The sequence below is a fragment of the Shimia litoralis genome (assembly GCF_005518135.1).
Lineage (GTDB): Bacteria > Pseudomonadota > Alphaproteobacteria > Rhodobacterales > Rhodobacteraceae > Shimia_E > Shimia_E litoralis.
Window position 1 is genome coordinate 93,837 of sequence record NZ_SULI01000008.1, and the last position, 22,689, is coordinate 116,525.

A 22,689-nucleotide genomic window follows, 5' to 3' on the forward strand; every position below is an offset into this window, starting at 1 on the left:
TGTGAAACCACATTCTTTGGACGAGATCAATCCATCGGCTTAAAGTTGAACTCGCCGCCTTCGCGGATGCCTGATGGCCAGCGCGATGTAATGGTCTTGGTGCGTGTATAGAATTTGAACGCATCCGGACCGTGCTGGTTCAGATCCCCAAACGCCGATTTCTTCCAGCCACCAAAGGTGTGATAGGCCAGCGGTACAGGGATTGGCACGTTGATGCCGATCATGCCGATGTTGATCCGGTTGGCAAAGTCACGCGCAGTGTCACCATCGCGGGTATAGATTGCAGTGCCGTTGCCATACTCGTGGTCCATCGCATAGGACAGCGCCTCTTCGTATGTTTCTGCACGCACAGTCGACAGAACCGGGCCAAAGATTTCCTGTTTGTAGATATCCATGTCTGTGGTGACGTTGTCGAACAGGCTTGGGCCGACAAAGAAACCATCCTCATAGCCTTGCAGGCTAAAGTTACGGCCATCCACAACCAGATCCGCACCTTGATCAACACCAGTCTGAACCAGACGTTCGATGTTGGCTTTGGCAGCAGCGGTCACAACGGGGCCGTAATCGACGTCGTCTCCCGCTGTGTATGGACCCACCTTCAGGGTTTCTACACGTGGGATCAGCTTTTCGATCAGGCGATCAGCGGTTTCTTTGCCAACAGGAACAGCCACAGAAATTGCCATGCAGCGTTCGCCAGCCGCACCGTATCCGGCACCGATCAGCGCGTCGGCTGCTTGGTCCAGATCCGCATCAGGCATGATGATCATGTGGTTCTTGGCGCCACCAAAGCACTGAACGCGCTTACCTTGGGCGCACCCGGTGCCATAGATGTATTCGGCGATTGGGGTCGAGCCGACAAAGCCAACCGACTGAATTGTGTCGTTATACAGGATCGCGTCGACCGCTTCTTTGTCACCGTTCACAACCTGAATGATGCCTTTTGGCAGGCCTGCTTCTTCCAGCAGTTCGGCCAGCATCAGCGGCACGGATGGATCACGCTCGGAGGGTTTCAGGATAAATGCGTTGCCGCAGGCGATGGCAGGCGCAAACATCCACATCGGGATCATCGCAGGGAAGTTGAACGGGGTAATACCCGCAGTCACACCCAGCGCCTGACGCATGGAATACATGTCGATGCCGGGGCCGGCGCTGTCGGTGAATTCACCTTTGAGCAATTGCGGCGCACCGATGCAATATTCCACAACTTCCAGACCACGCTGAACGTCGCCTTTCGCGTCGGGGAAAGTTTTGCCGTGCTCGCGTGACAGGGCCTCGGCCAGCTTGTCCATGTCGCGGTTCAGCAGGTCGACGAATTTCATCATCACACGGGCGCGGCGCTGTGGGTTTACTTTTTCCCAAGCAGGCTGTGCAGCGGCGGCAACAGCCACAGCGTGTTCCATCTCTTCTTTGCTGGCCAGTGGGCATTTTGCCTGAACTTCGCCAGTGGCAGGGTTGAAAACGTCAGAAAAACGGCCGGACGTGCCATTGACGTGCGCGCCGTCGATATAGTGGGTCAGTTCTTGCATAAGAGAATCCTCCAAATTTCCACCAGAGAATAGACTTGCAAAAATAGTTGTAAAAGGTGCAAGTTTTCAAAATAGCTTTGCAAAAATGCAGGGGGGTGCCAGATGGACCCACAATGGGACGATCTGAGAATATTTCTATCGGTCGCCAGAGAAGAAAGTCTCTCTGCGGCGGGACGGCGATTGCATATTGATCCGGCAACAGTCGGGCGCCGCGTGGCGCGGCTCGAAGAGGCCTTTGACTCGCCGCTCTTTGTGAAATCTCCGTCGGGATATGCATTGACGGATGCCGGGCAGAGGTTGCTGGTGCACGCTGTGCGTATCGAACAGTCGTTGCAGCAAGCCACCGAAGATATGGGCGGTGAATCAAGCAGCCTTTCTGGGCAAATTCGCATCGGGGCGCCTGATGGGGCTGCCAACTATTTGCTGCCACAGGTCTGTGCGCGCATTTCGCAAGAAAACCCTGATCTGGAGATCCAGATTGTGGCGCTGCCGCGTGTGGTGAACCTGTCCAAACGCGAGGCCGATCTGGTGGTGGCCGTGAGCCCGCCAAGTGCCGGCAAGCTCACCGTTCAGAAGATCACTGATTATAAATTGCACCTTGCTGCAGCTCGGTCCTATTTACAGGCGGCTGCGCCAGTGCAGTGTCTTGAAGATCTCGATCAACATGTGGTTGTTGGGTACATTCCAGACATGATTTTCGACAAGGAGCTGGACTATTTGAACGAAACCGGTGTGCACAAAGTGCGCCTTGCTTCGAACTCTGCATCGGTACAATTCAATTGGGTGCGTTTGGGGTATGGGATCGGAATCGTGCATGATTTTGCCATTCCATCCAGCCAAGGGATCGATAAGGTTCTTGAAGATCAGATCAGCCTGACGCGATCATTTTATCTGATCCGGCATGCAGATGACCGCCGTCTTGAGCGTCTTAATCGCTTTTCAGAGGCCCTGTGCCAAGGTATCCGCGAAGAGGTGTCGCGGTTGGAAGCTGGCGCTTGACAATACCGATTATTGCGACGACGCTTTGACTTAAGCAATATTCTTATGGAGGTTTTTAATATGCTGGTACATCAGATTCTTAAGTCAAAAGGGGATCAAGGTGTCGTGACGGTGAAACCCGGGACCTCGGTATCTGATGCAGCAAAGATCCTCGCTGAGAAGCGGATCGGGACCGTGGTTGTGTCCTCGACGGGCACCAGTCTCGAAGGTATTTTGTCAGAGCGTGACATCGTCCGCGAACTTGGCGCGCGGGGCGCGTCGTGCATGTCGGACAAGGTCGATGATTACATGACAACAACCCTCGTGACCTGCACGCAGAGCGACGACGCCGTGCAGGTTCTGGAAAAGATGACCGAAGGACGGTTTCGCCACATGCCGGTGATGGATGGCGATACCATGGTGGGGTTGATTACGCTTGGCGACGCTGTCAAGGCACGCCTGAGCGAACTGGCGATGGAAAAACAAGCCCTCGAAGGCATGATTATGGGTCACTGACCCTATGTCTCACCCGTAGGACTACGGGTGAGACATTCCGGCGCTTGCATTTCAAGGCGCAATAATGTTGCGTGCGCACACGTTATTGTTTTACGGAGTGTCTCATGCGCATTGGCTTGTACCCAGGAACTTTTGATCCAATTACGATTGGTCATATTGATATCATCCGCCGTGCATCTTTGCTGGTGGACAAACTTGTGATTGGCGTTGCCATCAATCGGGACAAGGGGCCGCTTTTCACACTGGAAGAGCGCGTCGCGATGATCGAGGCAGAATGTGCCAAGCTCTCCAAAGAAACCGGCACAGAAATTGTGGCACATCCGTTTGAAAACCTGTTGATTGATTGCGCCCATGATGTTGGCGCGCAGATCATCGTGCGCGGATTGCGGGCTGTGACAGATTTTGAATATGAATATCAAATGGTTGGCATGAATCGCGCGCTGGATGACAGTGTCGAAACCGTGTTCCTGATGGCAGATCTTCAACATCAGGCGATTGCATCCAAGTTGGTGAAAGAAATCGCCCGCCTTGATGGGGATGTGTCCAAGTTCGTGACACCCATGGTGAATGACGCGCTCAAGGATCGCCTGGGCAAGGCGTAGGCCGAGTTTTTGCCTTAACTTGCTCTTTGCGTAAAAGCGCGTTCCTGTTCAAATTGTGACCTATGGATATGGGGTGCGTCCGGTCGGCCGGTCGCTGACGCCTCAAGAGCGCGTCGCATGGGCTTGCTTAAGGTCCGGCGCAAAGATATCTCTGTTGCTCTGAGCAAGAGAGCACGTAGGCTGCGTGCAAAGCATTGAAGTGGAGAATGGCAATGAGCGGTCTTTTGGCTTTGCTGGATGATGTGGCGGGCATTGCAAAAGTTGCTGCCGCTTCGGTGGATGATATCGCGGCCCAAGCTGCCAAGGCAGGGGCCAAGGCCGCAGGGGCGGTGATTGACGACGCAGCGGTTACACCCAAATATGTGCACGGATTCGAGGCCAAGCGCGAGTTACCAATTATTTGGAAAATCGCCAAAGGATCGATTAAAAACAAGCTGTTGATCCTGTTGCCGGCCGCATTGTTATTGGCAAATTTTGCCCCATGGCTGATTGCGCCACTTTTGATGTTGGGCGGGGCGTACCTGTGTTTTGAGGGGGCCGAGAAAATCTATCACTTGTTGGTGCCACATGACACGCACCACGTCTTTGCCGAAGACGAAAAAGGCGATCCTGCGCATCTCGAGGAAAAGAAAGCCGCAGGGGCCATCAAAACCGACTTTATTTTATCTGCAGAAATCATGACCATCATTCTGTCCGGCATTCCAGAAAGCAATTTTTGGATGGAGGCCGCGACGTTGGCCGTGGCAGGGATCGGGATCACCGTGGCGGTCTATGGTTCGGTGGCTCTGATTGTCAAAATGGATGATCTTGGGTTGCTGATGTATGCCAATGGGCGGCTTTCGGTGACGCGCACCTTGGGGCGCTGGCTTGTGCGTGGGATGCCTTATTTCATGTCGCTGCTGACCACTGTGGGGACCGCGGCGATGCTGTGGGTCGGAGGATCCATTGTGATCCATGGCATGGAAGAATTGGGCTTTGGCTGGCTTGGCCACCACATTCATGATCTGGCCTATGCGGCGGGTCATGCCGTGCCTGCAGGTTGGACGGGGTTCGTCGAATGGACGTCCAAGGCCGCGATGGATGGCGTGTTTGGCTTGGCGCTTGGCTTTGTGTTGATTCCTGTGGTGACCAAAGTGATCGCGCCGATCGTGGGCGCGATCTTTGGCAAAAAGAAGTCAAGCGACGCAGCGCATTAGGCCCTTAGATCAAGGTTTCCAGCGTTTCTTGGGTTGGTTGGCCAGCTCTGGAAAAATGGCAAAGAGCATGTCATCGGCCGCGTAGATGACGCGTTCCTTGCCCTTGATCGACCGGATTGTGACATGTGACTTATACGTGTTTTGACCGCCGCTGCGTTGATATTTGACTTTAAGATCAAGACGCTTGATTTCGCCTTCGAAATATTCACCGCCCATGACGCGTTTGGTGCGTCCGACACCGAACATAAATTTCATGTTCAGGGTGAATTTCCGTCCGTTTGGAACAGTACAGATCAGGCGGTCGGCGGCTTTGAATCCGGTCACCGTATAGGTCACGTTGCCGCCCGATCCTTTTTTGACGACCTTGCCGCGGTTGTTGACCTCGTGACAGGTGATCTCGTAGGGGAACCGCTGAAAGGCGACGGTGAAAACCCAGTCTTCGGGGGGATAGAGGTTTTTGCTTGAGGCGGCAGTTGAAACCGTTGCCATACCAATCATGGCAGTCGCCAAAATGACCTGTTTTATAATGTGTTTCATCAATATCTCCGGCAAGAAAAAGGGCGCCACGAGGACGCCCTTGTTAGAAAGTTCTTACTATTCGGGGATTACCCGAGCAAGGCTTGGGCCTTGTCTGCGACATGCTGTGCTGTGATGCCGAACTTGGCAAACAGCTCACCCGCTGGGGCTGATGCCCCAAACCGATCCATGCCGACAAAATCGGATTTTCCGGGCTTGGCACGTTCGCCCAGCAACCATTGATCCCAGCCTTGGCGCACGGCGGCTTCGATACCGACGCGTACGGCACCAGCCGGCAGAACCTTGCGGCGATACGCTTCGTCTTGTTCAGCGAACAGCTCCATGCAGGGCATGGATACCACGCGTGTGCCAATCCCTTGGGCTTGCAGCAGATCGCGCGCCGCCAATGCGGTTTCCACCTCGGATCCTGTCGCCATCAGGATCACCTGACGTTTGCCTTCGGCTTCGGCCAGCACATAAGCGCCTTTGGCCGTCAGGTTTGCCAGCTTGTGCTCTGTCCGAACGGTTGGCAGGTTCTGACGTGTCAGAGCCATCACAGATGGCGTGTCCTTGGACGTCAAAGCGATTTCCCAAGCTTCGGCTGTTTCCACAGTATCAGCAGGGCGGAACACATAGGTGTTTGGTGTCGCGCGGCAAATGGCCAGATGCTCGACCGGTTGGTGGGTTGGACCATCTTCGCCGACGCCGATGCTGTCATGGGTCATTACAAACACGGTTGGGATTTTCATCAAGGCCGCAAGGCGCATGGATGGGCGCGCATAATCGGTAAAGCAAAAGAACGTGCCTGAGTAGGGGCGCACACCACCATGCAGGGCCATGCCGTTCATCGCAGCCGCCATACCGTGTTCGCGAATACCCCAATAGACATAGCGCCCTTTGCGGTTATCCGTATCAAACATGCCCAGATCACCAGTTTTGGTGTTGTTCGATCCGGTCAAATCCGCCGATCCACCAACAGTTTCCGGCATGATCGGGTTGATGACCTCAAGCGCCATTTCTGACGATTTACGAGTCGCCACCTTTGGTTGGTCTTCCGAGACCTGTTTTTTCAGGGCTTTGATCGTGGCGGACAGGCGTTTGGGGGCATCAAGCGCATAGGCGCGGTTGAAGCGGTCCTGTTTTTGTTGGGACAAGCCAGCAAAGCGTTCTTCCCATGCGGTGCGATCAGTCGCGCCGCGCGCGCCGATGGCTTCCCATTGGGCTTTGATGTCGGCGGGTACTTCGAACGGACCTGTGGTCCAGCCGTATTGCGCCTTGGCGGCTTTCATCTGATCCGCATCGGTCAGCGCGCCGTGACCTTTGGATGTATCCTGTGCCGCGTGACCCAGCGCGATGTGGGTTTTGCAGGCGATCATCGAAGGTTTTTTGGTTTTCTTGGCGGCGGTGATGGCTGCGTCGATGGCCTCGGGGTCGTGGCCGTCAATTTCCTGCACGTGCCAGCCGGACGCCTTAAAGCGCTGCACTTGATTGGTGCGGTCCGACAAATCTACGGTGCCATCGATGGTGATGTTGTTGTTGTCCCAGAAGACGACCAGTTTGCCCAACTGGTGACGTCCCGCAAGGCCGATGGCTTCTTGGCTGATGCCTTCCATCAGACAGCCGTCGCCCGCAATGACATAGGTGTGGTGATCCACAACCTTTTTGCCGTATTGCGCGCGCTGCATTTCTTCGGCCATCGCAAAGCCAACCGCGTTGGCGATCCCTTGGCCCAAGGGACCTGTCGTGGTTTCAACAGCGTCCAACAAGAAGTTTTCAGGGTGGCCCGCGGTCAAAGCACCCATCTGGCGGAAGTTTTTAACCTGATCCAGCGTGACCTGAGCGTCGCCGACAAGGTGCAACAGCGAGTAGATCAACATAGAGCCGTGGCCGGCAGACAGGATAAACCGGTCGCGGTCAGGCCATTGCGGATGGGCCGCATCAAATTTTAGATGCTTTTCATAAAGTACGGTCGCCACATCGGCCATGCCCATTGGCATGCCAGAGTGGCCAGAATTGGCAGCAGCTACCGCGTCCAAGGTGAGGGCACGGATGGCAGCAGCTTTCATCCAGTGGTCGGGGTTCTTTTCACGAAGTGCAGCGATATCCACGAGGTCGTTTCCTTTGACTTGGCGCTCTGGTTTTGTGCTCAATACCAGTCTTGAGGTGAAGATCAAGCGTCGCAGCCAAGTGCTTGATGTCAAAGGGGGCGCATTTTGTAATTCCATTGGGTAAAATCAACCAAACCTGCGGAATTGCCGATTCGCCTTGCGAATTGCCGATGAAATGGGCAGGAGCAGGGAATACGTTACGACCCCGCACAGAAGGGATGAGGCCATGAGTAATATCAGCGAGTTGGAAAGCCGGATTAGCGCGGCGATGGATCGGATCGGGCGCGGGCTTGAGGCGCTAGATGCGCCGACACAGGCCCCACCGACGGACACGGTCGACAAGGTAGAGGTGGATGCCGAGCGCGAGGCCGCTCAGAAAACGCTTGAGGCTGAAAAGCTGCTGACGGCGCAACTGGAAGAGCAAATCAAAGCGTTACACACACGCCAAGATGCTCTTGAGGAAGATCTTGCGGCGGCCAAAGTGAGCGCCACACAGTCCGAAGAGGCGCTTGGCACAGCCACTGCAGCCCTTGAGGCAGCCCAAAACGAGGTTAAGGCCGCACAGTCCGAAGCCGAAGAGGCCAAAGCAGATGCGGCAGCGGCCAAGATTGAGACCGGTGTGGCCATCGAAGCCGCACAGAAAGCCGCGCAAGAGGCAGAAGACGCCGCCAATCAAACCCCGGCAGAGCCGACAGGTGTGGATTTGGATGCAAATCGGGAAGAAATTCTTGAGATGGCGTTCCGCCTGCGTCGCTTGCGTCGAACTGGGCGCCAGATGCGCCAGACCATCGCCGTGCTTCGGCAATCTGTTGATGACAAGAGCGTCGACGCAGACGCAATCAACCGATCTTTGGAAGTTGAATTGCAGAATGTCACAGCCGAGCGTGAGGCGGATTTGGCCGAGATGAATTTGTTGATTGGCACATTGCATCCGCTGCTGGAGCCACAACCCCAAGACGCCGATACATCCGAGGGAGAAGACTGATGGCCGAAGTAGAAATCCATATCGGTGGCCGCGTTTTTGAAGTCGCCTGCCAAGAAGGTGAACAGCATTTCTTGCAGTCTGCTGCGAAAATGCTCGACGACGAAGCCCAAGTTCTGGCGGCTCAGATCGGTCGCATCCCCGAAGCACGGATGCTGTTGATGGCGGGGTTGATGTTGGCGGACAAAACGGCAGGTCTTGAAGATCGCCTGCGCGAGACCGAGGCACAGCTTGCGGCCAAACAGGCCGAGGTTGACGCGCTTCAGGCGGCAGGTCCGGAACAGGTGCAAGTGGCTGTGATCCCCCGCGAGGTCACCGATACGCTTGCGGAACTGGCCGCACGTGCGGAATCTCTGGCCGCAGAGGTCGAAGAAAAAGCGGCGGGGTAATTACCGCCGCAACAGCCGCGCCAACAGTCCTTTGGGTTTGCGCGGCGTTACGATCAAGCGCCCGTTGACGTTGTCTTCGAACACGCCATCAAGCCCGCTGGTCAATCCGACCAAGATGCGATGGGTGGCAGGGTCTGCAGGGTCAAGAGCTGTGGGGCCGATTACGACCGTGCCGTCTTTTGAGGAAGTGCCTGCGTCATCGGGCGCGCCGATCTCAAGGCGTCTTGTGCATGTGCGCATTTTTGCACTGGCGCTGGATGGGCCTGAATTGCTTTCAATAAATGATGCAAATTCAATGGCTTCTGCGGCGACGTCATCGTGGTTTGCGATTTGAATCAGCATCGACACCGGGGCGGTCACATGCAGCTGGGGAATGCGTGTTTCGCCCAGAACCCATTCGGTATGTGCCACCGTACAGCCAAGCAACCCTGTGAGGCGTTTGTACAGAAAATCAAGAGAAACGGTGCGAGAACCCGGCGCGTACCAGATTCTCGCGGCTTGCATGGTCATCGAAAGACCTTAAGCGTTTGCTTCGCGAATTTTATTCGCAGCGTCTTTGTCATACGCAACGCCGTTGTCTTCGAACATGGTGTCCAGTTCGCCCGACAAAGTCATTTCGGTGATGATGTCACATCCGCCGACAAATTCACCCTTGATGTACAGCTGTGGGATGGTGGGCCAGTCAGAATAATCTTTGATGCCTTGGCGGATCTCGTCGTCTGACAGGACATTCACATCGGCATAGTCGATGCCCATATAGTTCAGCACACCGGCCACCCGAGAAGAAAATCCGCATTGCGGCATTTCTTTGGTGCCCTTCATAAAGAGCACAACATCATTGGCTTTGACGGTTTCGTCGATGCGAGATTTGGCGTCGGTCATGGTAAAGTCCTTTGTCCGTGGTGTTGGCTATCGCCGATGTCAGAGACCCTGAACAGGTCTGTGGTCTGCGGTGCCGGTATGTGGGTTTTTCGCGGCGTATTTGCAATGTGTCTTGGGTATGCGCCGCCGAGAACGTGTAAGATGCGGTTGCCCCGTGAGATAAGACCCCATTCCTGCGGCGGCAACCACCAACAGGATCAAGATGCCAATGCTCAACAGGGCTATGTTCATTCTGGAACTTTTGTGGTGAGGGCAAGCGCATGCAAGTCGCCGTTGGCCCCGTCCATCTTTCCTTTGAGCGCGGCATAAACCGCACGTTGTTGTTGTACGCGGTTCTTGCCGCGAAAGCTTTCGTCGATGACCATGGCAGACATATGTACACCGTCTTGACCTGCGACTTGAATCTCTGCGTCAGGAAAGGTCTCTCTCAGCAATTCTTCGATTTCGTGAGCTTGCATCGGCATAAACAGGGGAATCCTTGTTGGTGGTCTTTGATCTAAATCTAGTCATGCTTGGCCTGCGCTTCAAGCCGATGCGTGACCGACAAATAGAAAACGGCGCGCCCCAATTGGTCCGCGCCGCTTTGAACTCGGGGTGCCGTCGTTAAGCGATGGCGGCGGCAAAACTGCTCCGGAAGATGTCGGACAGCTCGGCCAGCGGGGCTTCGGAGCCGCCGATATAGACGGTGTCACCGGAAAACTTACCCACGGTTTCGATCGTGATTTTGGCTTGTCCGGCGGCGATCATCAGCGCCTCGGCTTGGTCAAAGTTGCATGCCACCAGATACCGTGCTTGATCTTCGCCAAACAGGGTTGGGGTGTCTGCTGCATCCAAGGTCACGCCAACGCCAGCCGCTTCGGCCATTTCAAAGGCAGCAAGCGCCAAACCGCCATCCGACAAGTCGGTGCACGCTTTGATAAAATCACGGTTGTCGCGGATGAAGTCGCCATGGCGTTTTTCCGCGGCCAGATCAACCGCAGGTGCGTCGCCGTCTTCACGGTTGAACACTTCGGCCAACAACGCCGACTGCCCCAAATGGCCTAGGGTATCGCCAATCAACAAGGCCACATGGCCATCGCGGGCTTCGCCAACGATGGGCTCTTCGCCTGCCGCGATCAAACCCACGGCTCCGATTGTCGGGGTGGGCAGGATACCTGTGCCGTCGGTTTCGTTATACAAGGACACGTTGCCGGACACGATGGGCATATCCAGCGCGGCCACGGCTTCGCCGATGCCTTTGATGGCAAACACAAATTGGCCCATGATCTCGGGTTTTTCAGGATTGCCAAAGTTCATATTGTCGGTGGTTGCCAAAGGTGTGGCGCCCACGGCGATCAGGTTACGATAGGCTTCTGCGACGGCTTGTTTGCCGCCCTCAAATGGGTTGGCTTTGACGTAGCGTGGTGTCACATCGGATGTAAATGCCAGCATTTTGTCGGTGCCGTGCACACGGATGATACCAGAGCCTTGGCCCGGCGTGCGTGCGCTATCGGCCATCACCATGGTGTCATATTGTTCATAGACCCATTGTTTAGCTGCATAGTTCGGGCTTGAAATCAGCGCCTTGAGCCCGTCGATTGGATCAATTGTCGGGACATCTTCATCCGTCAGCGGCTCGGCGGCAGGAGTTTCCACCCATGGGCGGTCATACTCGGGGGCCGACCCTGACAAGGTTGCCAGAGGCAGGTCGGCTTTGACTTCACCATTGTGCAGGATCAAGAAGCGGTCTTCGGCAATGGTTTCACCGACGATGGCGAAATCGAGGTCCCATTTTTCGAACACGGCGCGCGCTTCGGCTTCCAGTTCTGGTTTCAGAACCATCAGCATCCGCTCTTGCGACTCTGACAGCATCATTTCATAGGCGGTCATGTTGTCTTCGCGTTGGGGCACATCTTCGAGGTTCAGCTTGACGCCAAGGCCGCCTTTGTCGCCCATTTCCACAGCAGAACAGGTCAGACCCGCAGCCCCCATGTCTTGGATCGAAATCACCGCACCTGTTTGCATCAGCTCTAGCGTGGCTTCCATCAAACGTTTTTCGGTGAAGGGGTCGCCAACTTGGACGGTCGGGCGTTTTTCTTCAATTGTGTCATCGAATTCAGCCGACGCCATTGTCGCGCCGCCAACACCATCACGGCCGGTTTTGGCGCCAAGATACACAACCGGCATGCCGATGCCCGACGCTGCAGAATAGAAAATGCTGTCGGTTTGCGCGATACCTGCGGCAAAGGCGTTGACCAGACAGTTGCCGTTATAGGCCGGATGAAACCGCACTTCGCCGCCCACAGTCGGAACGCCAAAACAGTTGCCATAGCCGCCGACACCTTCGACCACACCGTTGACCAACTGGCGGGTCTTTGGGTGAGAGGTTTCGCCAAACGACAGCGAGTTCATCGCAGCAATCGGGCGGGCGCCCATGGTGAACACATCGCGCAGAATGCCACCGACGCCGGTGGCGGCGCCTTGGTAAGGTTCGATATAAGACGGGTGGTTGTGGCTTTCCATCTTGAAGACCACACATTGACCATCGCCAATATCAACGATGCCTGCGTTTTCACCGGGGCCACAGATGACCTGAGGGCCTTCGGTGGGCAGAGTGCGCAGCCATTTCTTGGATGATTTATAAGAGCAGTGTTCATTCCACATGGCCGAAAAGATGCCAAGTTCGGTGAATGTCGGTTCGCGGCCGATAATCTCGAGAATGCGTTCATACTCGTCTGGGCTAAGCCCGTGCGATGCGATCAGTTCTTCGGTAATGGCCGGTTCCTGAATGGTCATAAGATTCCCCAAGGCTGCTGTTGGGCGTCTCTTAATCTAAACCGTCGTAAGGGGGAAGGGGGCGCTTGCGCACAGTACGATTCATCATTCAAGTGGTGCAAAAAGGAACGGCGAGGTGTTCACCCCGCCGTTGTGTGTCACGCGACCTTGCTAAAGCCGCAGTGTGTATACGAGACCTGACGTATCAATCGGGGCCCTTTGCGGGGGCCGCAGCCGGACCTTGGTCTTGTGACGCCACAGCAGCCCCAGCCGCCGCAACGGTCAAGCTTTCTTCGCGAGACATGTCGTCGTAATGCTCGGCTTCCATGCCTGGAATGGCGACGCGTACTTCGCGACGGGCAAAATCGATATCCGCTTCGGCAAACGCCGCTTTGATCTTGTTATAGATTTCTTTGCGGATCATGAATTGCTTGCCTGGTTTCGCCATGAACTTACCACGGATCACCATGCCGACATCGTCGATATCAAACACACCTTGCGATTTGAAAGGCTGTAGGAAGTCGTCTTTGAACAGCGGGTCTTCCAACATTTCCTGACCAATCTTTTTGAAGATCTTTTTGATCTGGTTGGGATTGGTGTCGAAAGGTACTGTGAACTTGAGCTTCATGATCACCCAGTCACGGCTATAGTTGGTGAGCTGAGGGATTTGACCATAAGGCACCGTGTGCACGGCTCCTCGGTGATGGCGAAGCTGCATCGAGCGGATTGAAATCTTTTCAACCGCACCCATTGTGCCACCGATCTCGACATATTCGCCGACACGGAAAGCGTCATCCACAAGGAAGAACACGCCCGACACAATGTCTGTCACAAGCTGTTGCGCACCAAAGCCGATGGCCAAACCTGCGATACCAGCGCCCGCCAAGAGCGGCGTGATGTCGATGCCCAGATTGCCCACAGCCAACAGGCCAAAGATCACAATGATTGTGGCTTTGGCAGACAAAAGCGCCAGCGGAAGAACTGTCGACAGACGAGAGCCGCTTGCGCCGCCCATTTCTGCGTCGGCGTCTTCTTGGCTCATGCCCAAGGCAGTCTGTTCTGCAGCCAGACGGCTGTTGATCCAGAGCGATGTGCCCTCATAGACCACATAACCCACAACCAGCGTCATCACGAAGCTAAAGACATTGTCCGCGATACCAGCGCCATTCTGAAGCAGTTGCAGAATGCTGAGATCCCACGCGTTGGCGATCAAAATCATGATGATGCCCACAGCAACAACCCGGCCGATGCGCACAAGGCTGCGCTTGGTCGATATATACGCGGCTTCTGCAGCGGGGCCTTCGCCAGCCATTGGTGGGACAAGGTGGCGCACAAGTCCGCGAATGGCGGTGTCAACAACGGGTGCTGCCAGCAGCAGGAACATGGTGACATAATGCGCACCGTGCAAGAGCTGAGTGACCTGACCAAGTCCGATCAATATGCTGACCAAAGCCCAAGTGGCCATTGCAACGCCCATTGCAAAGTAAGGATAGGCATTTGCAGCGACTTCATCAAAATCGGTTGTGTCAGGATCCGTGCCACGCATCATGTCACGCAACCCATCCCGAGCGATGAGGGCAATCGCGACGATGTACACATAGACAAGGGTGTCCAGCCAGAACCCGAGACGGGTCTCAGGGCCAGGAACGCCGTTCTTGGTGGTAAAGGACACCGCCCAGATGGTCAGGCCGCCCAAAAAGATCAGGCCGACAATGTGACGTTGTAGGAAACGCGCCCAGCGGTCATTCACATTGACCAACCGCAAGTCAGCGCGTTGTGGCGCCATCATAAAGCGTGTCGCGGCTGCAGTCAGGCGGGGCATCCAGATCAGATAGGTGACAAACGGGCCTGCAAAAGCAAGCTGTTCCTGAGACAGAATGCTGCGACCCACGATGCGGATGACGACATAAAACACGATCAGGCCGAAAATTTCGCGCATGAACCGACGCAGCAAAAAGCCAACAGCGCCGCGCAGGCTGTCGTCGCCGGTGGCGACGGTCAGTTCTTTTGCACGGTTCATATAGGCCCGAACCGCGGTTTCTACGGCAAAGCCGATGGCCAGAACCAAGGCAATCAGACCAAACAACGTCATTACGCCGCTGGCACCGCCATAGCTTTCAACAAAATTTGAAATCGCTGTGGATACACCGGGAATAAGAGCAGGAAGTTTGGAAAGCGCGTCCATCAACGGGGTTGTGAAGGCCGTCCAAAGTCGAGACATCTTTTCAAAGAATGTCATGTCGTTTGTCGATGCTGCTGCGGCAGTTTCCGCAGCGGCGTCCAGACGGTCAAGCAACAGACTGCGCACTTGGTCATCGGACATACGCGCTACGGCTGCATTGATGGCCTCTGGCGTCATGTCTTCGGGGGAAATGGTTGGTGCCTCGGCAGCGGGCGCGCCGCCGGTGCTGGGTAACGGCATTTGGGCCGTTGCGGGAAAAGCAGACGCGAGCGACAGAAATGCCGCGCAGGCCCACAAAATCATAAATCGATACATCGGATCCTCGGGAAAATATTTATCGCGACTACTTTAGCAGTCGAGTCCATTTTTGCGAGGCGAAAGTTCTTATAACGCGTGAATTTAGGGCAAACTTCACGTCCCAGTCGTCGTTGAACAAAAAAAAGGCCGAGCACGAAGCTCGGCCGAAGTCCAACAGGGAGGTATGAAGGTGACTAGCAAATGTGCGTTTGTCATCTTCATGAGTTCAATTAGGCATCAGTTTTGAATCGATCAAGGGAAACAATGCCGCAGTTGCGGCATTTCCGGTATGCGCCTGACGCATATCTCAGAGTTTACCCTGTTGTCTCAACTGCTTGCGGTGTGAAATGATTTCTTCTTGCACAAAGTCGCGGAACGCAGAAATTCGCTTGGATTGGCGAAGTTCCTCGGGATAAGCCAGAAATACTGGGATATCCCCTGACTCGAGATCCGGAAGGATGCGCACCAAATTGGGGAAATCCTGTGTGACATAGTCTGGTAATACGCCCACGCCCAGATCATGCAAAACGGCCTGAAGCACCCCGAAATAATTATTCACATACAAGACCGACTGAATGTCATTTGCCAGCAAAGATTGGACCAAACTTGCGCCAGCGCCGACTTGGGCCGAGGTCATGTTCTGACAAATAAGGCGATGCTGACTAAGGTCTGCGGCGGATTGTGGCGTCCCTTTGCGCTCCAGATATTCTGGCGTTGCGTACAGCCGCATGTGCACAGACATCAGGCGTTTGCGGATAAGGTCAGCCTGAGAGGGCTCCTTCATCCGAATGGCGACATCTGCCTCGCGCATGGGCAAATCGAGAACCTTTTCCTCGAGCATCAGGTCGATGTTCAGATCGGGATATTTTTCATACAGCTTGGGAAGACGCGGAGCCAGCCAAAGCGTGCCAAAGCCAGTGGTGGTTGTGACCCGTAATTCGCCGAACACTTCTTCTTCGCTGTCGCGTATGCGTGCAGCCGCCGCATCAAGGCGTTTGATCATGGCGCTGGTGGCGTCAAAGAGTAGCTCACCTTGTTCGGTCAGAATCAGGCCGCGTGCATGACGGTGGAAAAGCGTGGTGTTCAGGCTTTCCTCTAGGGCGCGCACCTGGCGTGACACCGCAGATTGCGACAAATGAAGGGTATCGCCTGCATGTGTCAGGCTTCCTGCATCCGCGACTGCGTGAAATATTCTAAGCTTATCCCAATCCATATCCGCAACTTTCGCTTCCCTAGATCGTGTGTAATTGAAACAGCGCGAAAACGAAACCTGCTAGCGGGTGTTTGTCGACGATCGGCGGAAAATAAATCTTGTTAGGTCATAATTTATGACCTAATATCCTGCTATATTGTTTATAGAGAAAATCTGCGAGGGGAGACGCGCGATGAGTATCCAGAAAGTTTCGCTAAACGACCGGCTGGACCTGGACAAAGAAACCGTTCTTTTGAATGGGACACAGGCGCTGGTGCGTTTGATGTTGATGCAAAAAGCCCGAGACACCAAAGCCGGCTTGAATACCGCAGGCTATGTGACCGGCTATCGTGGATCACCTTTGGGCAATGTCGACAGCCAGATGATGCGCGCAGAGAGAGAGCTTAAGGCGGCTGATATTCTGTTTCAGTCCGGCTTGAACGAAGATCTGGCGGCGACCCAGCTTTGGGGTGCACAACAAGCCGAGCTTCGCGGTCAAGGAAAATTCGACGGGGTTTTCGGGCTTTGGTATGGCAAAGGTCCAGGTGTGGACCGCACCGGGGACGTGATGCGTCACGCCAACATGGCTGGCACCGCAGCGCATGGTGGTGTGCTGATGGCAATGGGCGATGACCACACGGGCGAGAGCTCAACCGTGCTGCACCAGTCCGAATGGGCGCTTGTCGATGCCTATATGCCAATTGTGAGCCCCGCAGGTGTGCAAGAAGTGATGGATTACGGCCTGTATGGTCTGGCCCTGTCGCGGTTTGCGGGTGTCTGGGTGGGCCTGAAGACCATGAAAGACACCATCGAGGCGACATCGGTTGTGAATGGCGACCCGCACCGGTTGTCATTTGTCACCCCCGATTTCGAGATGCCAGAGGACGGGTTGAACATCCGTCTGGTGGATACACCGCATGCCCAAGAGGCGCGGATGATTGATTATAAACGGTTCGCCGCCGAAGCCTTTTCCCATGCCAATAAGATGGACAAGCGCATGTGGGGCAAACCCAGTGCCAAGATCGGGTTTGTCGCGGCTGGCAAGAACTGGCTTGATTTGGTGCATGCGTTGTCATTGTTGGGGCTTGATGAAGACGACGCAGAACGGTTGGGCTTGACGACCTATAAGGTGGGGCAGACCTTCCCGCTGGATATGCGCGGCTTTTCCGAATGGGCCGATGGTCTTGATCTGATTGTTGTGGTCGAGGAAAAACGCAAGCTGATCGAGGTGCAAATCAAAGAGGCAATCTTCGACGATCGGCGCGGGCGTCGGGTCTATGGCTGGCACAAAGGTGGCGGCGCCGGATCCATGCACGGCGAAGAGCTGTTTCAAACACGCGATGCCCTGAACCCGATTATGATTGCCCAAAAGCTGGGCGCGATTTTGATCGAGGAGGGGCGCGGCACCGAGTCTATCAAAGCGGGGCTGCAAAAGCTGGAAGATGCGCAAAAGGCTGATAACGCCGAAGATATTGCCGCGCGTATTCCGTATTTCTGTTCTGGCTGTCCGCATAATTCGTCGACCAAAGTACCAGACGGCAGTCGCGCCTATGCCGGTATTGGGTGCCATTATATGGTGCAATGGATGGATCGCGAGACAACTGGTTTCACCCACATGGGGGGCGAAGGGGCCAACTGGATTGGCGAGGCACCATTTTCGAAAACGGATCATGTGTTCCAAAATCTCGGAGATGGCACCTATAACCACTCGGGTGTCCAAGCCATTCGCGCGGCGTTGGCCGCCGGAACCAATATCACCTATAAAATCCTGTATAACGACGCTGTTGCGATGACCGGTGGTCAGGCCAATGATGGAAATCTTGATGCACCCAAAATTGTCCGCGAATTGCAGGCCATGGGCGTGCAAAATCTGGCAGTTGTGTATGATGACAAGGAAGATGTCACCAAGGACATGTTCCCGTCAGATATTGATTTTCATGAGCGCGCAGAGTTGAACTCTGTTCAGGAAAAGATGCGGGATATCAAAGGTGTGTCGGCCATTGTGTATGTGCAGACCTGCGCCGCAGAAAAGCGTCGTCGCCGCAAGCGCGGCCAGTTCCCTGATCCGGACAAGCGGGTCTTTATCAATACCGACATCTGTGAAGGATGTGGCGATTGCGGGGTTCAATCAAACTGTGTGTCCATCGAACCGGTCGAAACCGAACTCGGCCGCAAGCGCGCGATCAACCAATCGTCCTGTAATAAAGACTTTAGTTGTGTGAACGGGTTCTGCCCGTCCTTTGTGACGGTACAGGGCGCGAAAATTCGCAAAGAAGCCACGGCTGATTTGGATTTGCCCGACATGCCGATGCCAACACTGGCCCCCATTGAGGGCACGCATAACGTCGTGATTACCGGTGTTGGGGGGACGGGTGTTGTCACCATCGGGGCTGTGCTTGCTCAGGCGGCGCAGATTGATGGCAAAGCGGCTGGCATGATGGAAATGGCGGGGTTGGCCCAAAAAGGCGGCGCAGTTCATATCCATTGCCGTTTGGCAGAAACGCCCGAAGACATTAGCGCCATTCGTGTGGCGACGGGCGAATGTGATGCGCTGATTGGTGGGGATCTGGTTGTCAGTGCAGGCGCCAAGACGCTTGGTCTGACGTCGCAAGGGCGCACGGGGGCTGTGGTCAATAGCCACGAGATCATCACCGGAGATTTCACCCGCGACACTGAATTCAAGCTGCCGACCAGCCGGTTACAGCTTGCGCTTGAGGCGCGCATCCGCGATGGGCTGGTGATGTTCGATGCCTCGGAACTTGCGCGCATTGTGCTGGGGGATTCGATTTATTCGAACATGATGATTTTCGGCGCGGCGTGGCAACAAGGCATGGTGCCGGTCAGTCACGAAGCACTGGTCGAGGCGATCACCCTGAATGGGGCTGCGGTTGAGCGCAATTTGCTGGCCTTTGAAATCGGGCGATGGGCAGCGTTGTACCCCGATCAGGTTGCGGGCATGATGACGCCAAAGGTGTTGGATATGCCCAAGTCGCTTGAGGCCAAAATTGCATTTCGTGCCGAGCATCTTGTGAAATATCAAGGCAAAGGATTGGCCAAGCGGTATCGCAAACTGGTGGACAGCGTGTCTGACGAGCGTCTGAAAGAGGCGGTTGCGCTCGGCTACCACAAGCTGTTGTCCTATAAGGATGAATACGAGGTGGCGCGGCTGCATCTGGAAACACGTGCCAAGGCAGAGGCCGTATTCGAGGGCGATTTTGAGATGACGTATCATCTGGCCCCGCCTGTTCTGAGCAAAGAAGGTCCAAATGGCCGCCCTGTGAAAAAGGAATTTGGGCACCGGATGTTGCGCGGGTTCAAAGTGCTGGCGGGCCTTAAACGTCTGCGCGGGACGCCGTTTGATGTGTTTGGATATACAGACGAACGCAAAATGGAACGTGCGTTGATCAAGCAATACGAGCGCGACATGGCCGACATTCTGGGCAAGCAAGGGGATGCCTCGCATGAAGCGGCGGTTGCTCTGGCGGAACTGCCGCTTCAAATTCGTGGCTTTGGTCCCGTCAAAATGGCCAACGAGGCTAAGGCGGCCAAACGGCGTGAAGAACTGTTGGCGGCGTTAAATGGCGCACCTTCGATTCCGCGGGCTGCAGAGTAAGGCAGGCCTTGGTCATCTTGCTGTTGCATCAGTGCCATAGGCTTTGATCCGACGGGGCGCGTTTTGCGCCCCGAGGGATGAAAGGATACGGCTCGATGACATCCGCTGGCCACGCAGCGCGTGACATCAGTTATGCGCAATCTGCAACAACCAAAGGCGGCCGTGCCGTCATCCGGATGATGGAAAACGCCACCGGACGGGTCGGGTTGATAAAACGTGCACAAGGGTATGATGCGGATATCGCCCACGGCAAAAGCTTTTGGGAAACCATAGTGGATAGATATGGTTTGCGGCTCGACGTTATGGCCGGAAGCCTAATGAAAATACCCCGCGATGGCCCTTTGATCGTCGTGGCCAACCATCCCTATGGTATTCTGGACGGGTTGATGCTGGGGCATATTCTAGCGCAACGGCGTGGCGAATTTCACATCATGGCGCATCGGGTGTTTCACGGTGCGCAAGATATCAACGCGCATATCCTGCCAATCAGTTTTGACAACACCCGACGGGCCTTGGAGCTGAATTTGCGCACGCGCAAGACGGCGCATGCCTGTTTGCAGCAGGGCGGCGCCATCGGCATTTTTCCTGGGGGTACAGTGTCGACTGCGGCCACCCCGTTTGGACAGCCGCTTGACCCCGCATGGCGCAAGTTCACCGCGCGTCTGGTGATGAAGTCGGGCGCAACCGTGGTGCCCATTTTTTTTGACGGGCAGACAAGCCGTCTGTTTCAGATTGCAAGCCATCTGCACACAACCTTGCGTATGGGGCTTTTGATGAAAGAGTTCAGAAAACGCGTCGATACGCCTGTGCGCGTGGCCATCGGGGCTCCGGTGGATCCGACGGCGATTCAGTCGTTTTCCCACGATGCAAAAGGTCTCATGGACTTCCTGCGCGCGCAAACTTATGCTTTGTCCCCAAAGCCGATGCCACTAACAGAGTATGGCTTTGAATTCGAAGAGAAATATCGGGCCTGAATGGCCAAGGCAGGAAAACACATGGCAGTAGGTATTTTTGACAGCGGATTAGGGGGCCTGACGGTTCTGGACGCAGTCAGCAAACGGTCGCCAGATGTCCCGTTTGTGTACTTTGGGGATAATGCGCATGCGCCCTATGGCGTGCGAGATTCTGATGATGTGTACAATCTGACGACCGCTGCGGTGGAACGCCTGTGGGATGCTGGCTGTGATTTGGTCATTCTGGCCTGTAATACCGCGTCTGCGGCGGCGTTGCGGCGGATGCAAGAAAGCTGGATACCGCCAGAAAAACGCGTTTTGGGGGTGTTTGTGCCTCTGATCGAGGCGCTGACCGAACGCCAATGGGGGGATAATTCCCCACCGCGCGAGGTCGAAGTCAAACACGTGGCGTTGTTTGCCACGCCAGCCACAGTTGCAAGCCGGGCGTTTCAACGCGAATTGGCGTTTCGCGCGATCGGCGTGGATGTCGAAGCCCAAGCCTGTGGTGGGGTGGTAGACGCCATCGAAGACGGAGATTTGATTCTGGCCGAAGCCTTGGTGCGCTCGCATGTGGATGCGCTCAAGCGCAAAATGCCAGACCCGCAGGCGGCGATCTTGGGGTGCACCCATTACCCGCTGATGGCCACGACCTTTCAGGAGGCTCTGGGCCAAGACGTGAGCGTGTATTCACAGGCCAACTTGGTGGCCGAGTCCCTTGCGGACTATCTCGAACGCCACCCCAAGATGCTTGGCACTGGGACCGAGAACATGTTTTTGACCACGGGTGATCCCAAGCGGGTTTCTGACCGTGCGACCCAGTTTTTGCGACGAAAGATCGAATTTCAATCGGCGTGACACATGCGCCTCTCGCAATTTATCAAAGAACGCCTTAAATCGTGCGTAAATCATTTGCCCAGATGCCAGCGATCCGGATCGCAGGGTGCAGGCAGTACAGAAAGAGGTCCCTATGACCCATAAAATCGCAATTCTCGGAGCGAGCGGCTATACGGGCGCAGAGCTTGTCCGTCTGATTGCCACGCATCCAACCATGGAAATCGTCGCACTGTCAGCGGATCGAAAAGCAGGTATGGACATGTCTGACGTGTTCCCACACTTGCGACATCTTGATTTGCCCGCATTGTGCAAAATCGAGGCGATTGACTTCTCAGCCGTGGATTTGTGTTTTTGTGCCTTGCCGCATGCGACAAGCCAACGGGTGATCAAAGACCTGCCGAAAGATGTTAAAGTCGTTGATTTGTCGGCTGATTTCCGTCTGCGCGATCCCGAAGAATACGTCAAATGGTATGGCGGTGCGCACGATGCGCTCGACTGTCAGGCCGAGGCTGTATACGGGCTGACCGAGTTTTACCGCGACGACATCAAAACCGCGCGTTTGGTTGCTGGAACCGGATGTAATGCTGCGACGGGGCAATATATTCTGTCGCCGCTGATCAAAGCAGGCGTGATTGACTTTGATCAAATCATTCTTGACCTGAAATGTGCAGTGTCCGGCGCAGGTCGGTCGCTCAAGGAAAACCTTTTGCATGCCGAACTGAGCGAAGGATATCATGCCTATGCGGTGGGCGGAACACACCGTCACCTTGGGGAATTCGATCAGGAATTCAGCAAGTTGGCCGGGCGTCCCGTACGTATTCAATTTACGCCGCATCTTGTGCCAGCCAATCGCGGCATTCTGGGTACAGGGTATGTTCATGGGGACGCAAAACAGGTGTATGATACGCTTGTTGAGACATACAAAGACGAGCCATTTGTAGAGGTGTTGCCGTTCGGGCAAACCCCAAGCACCAAACACATTCGGGCCTCGAACTTTTGTCATATCGGCGTTGTGGCCGACCGGATCGAAGGGCGTGCCATCGTCGTGGCGGCTCTGGACAATTTGACCAAGGGTTCCAGCGGGCAGGCGTTGCAAAATGCCAACCTGATGTTAGGTGAAGATGAAACGACAGGCCTGATGTTGGCGCCTGTATTTCCTTAAGCCGGGG

The 22,689-nt window shown here is 55.2% G+C and carries 19 protein-coding genes; 10 read left to right on the top strand and 9 right to left on the bottom strand.

Annotation, left to right across the window (positions count from 1 at the left end; all coding sequences use genetic code 11):
* Positions 1-26: 26 nt before the first annotated feature.
* Entirely contained in the window at positions 27-1,526 is a 1,500-nt protein-coding gene (locus FAP39_RS08890; RefSeq protein ID WP_138016046.1) for a CoA-acylating methylmalonate-semialdehyde dehydrogenase, read from the bottom strand.
* Between the two features lie 102 nt (positions 1,527-1,628).
* Here FAP39_RS08890 and FAP39_RS08895 point away from each other — a divergent pair, with 102 nt between their 5' ends.
* From FAP39_RS08895 to FAP39_RS08910, 4 genes are all read left to right on the top strand, one after another.
* Positions 1,629-2,525: a LysR family transcriptional regulator gene (locus FAP39_RS08895; RefSeq protein WP_138016047.1), complete on the top strand. Its 897-nt coding sequence runs from the start codon at positions 1,629-1,631 to the stop codon at positions 2,523-2,525.
* 60 nt (positions 2,526-2,585) lie between these two features.
* Positions 2,586-3,020 carry a CBS domain-containing protein gene (locus FAP39_RS08900; RefSeq protein WP_138016048.1) on the top strand — a complete coding sequence of 145 codons (435 nt, stop codon included), beginning with the start codon at positions 2,586-2,588 and terminating at the stop codon, positions 3,018-3,020.
* A gap of 104 nt (positions 3,021-3,124) precedes the next feature.
* On the top strand, positions 3,125-3,622 hold the full coding sequence (coaD, locus tag FAP39_RS08905; protein ID WP_138016049.1) for a pantetheine-phosphate adenylyltransferase: 498 nt from the start codon (positions 3,125-3,127) through the stop codon (positions 3,620-3,622).
* A 212-nt stretch (positions 3,623-3,834) separates the two neighbouring features.
* The gene (locus FAP39_RS08910) at positions 3,835-4,818 is read left to right on the top strand and encodes a DUF808 domain-containing protein (RefSeq protein ID WP_138016050.1); all 984 of its coding nucleotides are present in this window, start codon (positions 3,835-3,837) and stop codon (positions 4,816-4,818) included.
* Between the two features lie 9 nt (positions 4,819-4,827).
* Here the strand turns inward: FAP39_RS08910 and FAP39_RS08915 are convergent, their stop codons facing one another.
* Together FAP39_RS08915 and tkt are read right to left on the bottom strand one after the other, a co-directional pair.
* Entirely contained in the window at positions 4,828-5,355 is a 528-nt protein-coding gene (locus FAP39_RS08915) for a hypothetical protein (protein ID WP_138016051.1), read from the bottom strand.
* A gap of 68 nt (positions 5,356-5,423) precedes the next feature.
* Positions 5,424-7,442 carry a transketolase gene (gene tkt / locus FAP39_RS08920; protein ID WP_138016093.1) on the bottom strand — a complete coding sequence of 673 codons (2,019 nt, stop codon included), beginning with the start codon at positions 7,440-7,442 and terminating at the stop codon, positions 5,424-5,426.
* A gap of 226 nt (positions 7,443-7,668) precedes the next feature.
* Between tkt and FAP39_RS08925 the strand changes: the two genes are divergently transcribed.
* On the top strand, positions 7,669-8,427 hold the full coding sequence (locus FAP39_RS08925; protein ID WP_138016052.1) for a coiled-coil domain-containing protein: 759 nt from the start codon (positions 7,669-7,671) through the stop codon (positions 8,425-8,427).
* Positions 8,427-8,813, top strand: coding sequence for a cell division protein ZapA (locus tag FAP39_RS08930; protein WP_138016053.1), 387 nt, complete (start codon positions 8,427-8,429; stop codon positions 8,811-8,813). Before FAP39_RS08925 ends, FAP39_RS08930 begins: the two co-directional genes overlap by 1 nt.
* On the opposite strand, the gene FAP39_RS08935 is transcribed toward FAP39_RS08930, so the two are convergent.
* From FAP39_RS08935 to FAP39_RS08960, 6 genes are all read right to left on the bottom strand, one after another.
* Positions 8,814-9,323, bottom strand: a complete 510-nt coding sequence (locus FAP39_RS08935; protein WP_138016054.1) for a hypothetical protein — start codon at positions 9,321-9,323, stop codon at positions 8,814-8,816.
* 9 nt (positions 9,324-9,332) lie between these two features.
* The gene (gene grxD / locus FAP39_RS08940) at positions 9,333-9,695 is read right to left on the bottom strand and encodes a Grx4 family monothiol glutaredoxin (protein WP_138016055.1); all 363 of its coding nucleotides are present in this window, start codon (positions 9,693-9,695) and stop codon (positions 9,333-9,335) included.
* Positions 9,696-9,922: 227 nt separating this feature from the next.
* On the bottom strand, positions 9,923-10,159 hold the full coding sequence (locus tag FAP39_RS08945; RefSeq protein ID WP_138016056.1) for a BolA/IbaG family iron-sulfur metabolism protein: 237 nt from the start codon (positions 10,157-10,159) through the stop codon (positions 9,923-9,925).
* A gap of 139 nt (positions 10,160-10,298) precedes the next feature.
* Complete coding sequence (gene purL / locus FAP39_RS08950) at positions 10,299-12,464, bottom strand: phosphoribosylformylglycinamidine synthase subunit PurL (RefSeq protein ID WP_138016094.1); 2,166 nt, start codon at positions 12,462-12,464, stop codon at positions 10,299-10,301.
* A gap of 190 nt (positions 12,465-12,654) precedes the next feature.
* A complete protein-coding gene (locus FAP39_RS08955) occupies positions 12,655-14,946 on the bottom strand; it encodes a mechanosensitive ion channel family protein (protein WP_138016057.1) in 2,292 nt (763 codons plus the stop codon).
* A gap of 289 nt (positions 14,947-15,235) precedes the next feature.
* The gene (locus FAP39_RS08960; protein WP_138016058.1) at positions 15,236-16,141 is read right to left on the bottom strand and encodes a LysR family transcriptional regulator; all 906 of its coding nucleotides are present in this window, start codon (positions 16,139-16,141) and stop codon (positions 15,236-15,238) included.
* Positions 16,142-16,313: 172 nt separating this feature from the next.
* On the opposite strand from FAP39_RS08960, the gene FAP39_RS08965 reads away from it, so the two are divergent.
* The 4 genes from FAP39_RS08965 (at position 16,314) to argC (ending at position 22,682) form a co-directional block, all read left to right on the top strand.
* On the top strand, positions 16,314-19,733 hold the full coding sequence (locus FAP39_RS08965; protein WP_138016059.1) for an indolepyruvate ferredoxin oxidoreductase family protein: 3,420 nt from the start codon (positions 16,314-16,316) through the stop codon (positions 19,731-19,733).
* 95 nt (positions 19,734-19,828) lie between these two features.
* The gene (locus tag FAP39_RS08970) at positions 19,829-20,707 is read left to right on the top strand and encodes a lysophospholipid acyltransferase family protein (protein ID WP_138016060.1); all 879 of its coding nucleotides are present in this window, start codon (positions 19,829-19,831) and stop codon (positions 20,705-20,707) included.
* A gap of 21 nt (positions 20,708-20,728) precedes the next feature.
* Positions 20,729-21,541 (top strand): glutamate racemase, encoded by an 813-nt coding sequence (locus FAP39_RS08975; RefSeq protein ID WP_138016061.1) that lies wholly within the window; start codon positions 20,729-20,731, stop codon positions 21,539-21,541.
* A 112-nt stretch (positions 21,542-21,653) separates the two neighbouring features.
* Positions 21,654-22,682: an N-acetyl-gamma-glutamyl-phosphate reductase gene (argC, locus tag FAP39_RS08980; RefSeq protein WP_138016062.1), complete on the top strand. Its 1,029-nt coding sequence runs from the start codon at positions 21,654-21,656 to the stop codon at positions 22,680-22,682.
* Positions 22,683-22,689 lie beyond the last annotated feature (7 nt).

Coding starts and splice junctions, on each gene's coding strand:
- argC (WP_138016062.1), top strand. CDS start 21,654: ATGACCCATAAAATCGCAATTCTCGGAGCGAGCGGCTATACGGGCGCA.
- coaD (WP_138016049.1), top strand. CDS start 3,125: ATGCGCATTGGCTTGTACCCAGGAACTTTTGATCCAATTACGATTGGT.
- FAP39_RS08910 (WP_138016050.1), top strand. CDS start 3,835: ATGAGCGGTCTTTTGGCTTTGCTGGATGATGTGGCGGGCATTGCAAAA.
- FAP39_RS08935 (WP_138016054.1), bottom strand. CDS start 9,323: ATGACCATGCAAGCCGCGAGAATCTGGTACGCGCCGGGTTCTCGCACC.
- FAP39_RS08900 (WP_138016048.1), top strand. CDS start 2,586: ATGCTGGTACATCAGATTCTTAAGTCAAAAGGGGATCAAGGTGTCGTG.
- FAP39_RS08915 (WP_138016051.1), bottom strand. CDS start 5,355: ATGAAACACATTATAAAACAGGTCATTTTGGCGACTGCCATGATTGGT.
- FAP39_RS08965 (WP_138016059.1), top strand. CDS start 16,314: ATGAGTATCCAGAAAGTTTCGCTAAACGACCGGCTGGACCTGGACAAA.
- FAP39_RS08955 (WP_138016057.1), bottom strand. CDS start 14,946: ATGTATCGATTTATGATTTTGTGGGCCTGCGCGGCATTTCTGTCGCTC.
- FAP39_RS08895 (WP_138016047.1), top strand. CDS start 1,629: ATGGACCCACAATGGGACGATCTGAGAATATTTCTATCGGTCGCCAGA.
- FAP39_RS08930 (WP_138016053.1), top strand. CDS start 8,427: ATGGCCGAAGTAGAAATCCATATCGGTGGCCGCGTTTTTGAAGTCGCC.
- FAP39_RS08890 (WP_138016046.1), bottom strand. CDS start 1,526: ATGCAAGAACTGACCCACTATATCGACGGCGCGCACGTCAATGGCACG.
- grxD (WP_138016055.1), bottom strand. CDS start 9,695: ATGACCGACGCCAAATCTCGCATCGACGAAACCGTCAAAGCCAATGAT.
- FAP39_RS08960 (WP_138016058.1), bottom strand. CDS start 16,141: ATGGATTGGGATAAGCTTAGAATATTTCACGCAGTCGCGGATGCAGGA.
- FAP39_RS08945 (WP_138016056.1), bottom strand. CDS start 10,159: ATGCCGATGCAAGCTCACGAAATCGAAGAATTGCTGAGAGAGACCTTT.
- FAP39_RS08925 (WP_138016052.1), top strand. CDS start 7,669: ATGAGTAATATCAGCGAGTTGGAAAGCCGGATTAGCGCGGCGATGGAT.
- FAP39_RS08970 (WP_138016060.1), top strand. CDS start 19,829: ATGACATCCGCTGGCCACGCAGCGCGTGACATCAGTTATGCGCAATCT.
- FAP39_RS08975 (WP_138016061.1), top strand. CDS start 20,729: ATGGCAGTAGGTATTTTTGACAGCGGATTAGGGGGCCTGACGGTTCTG.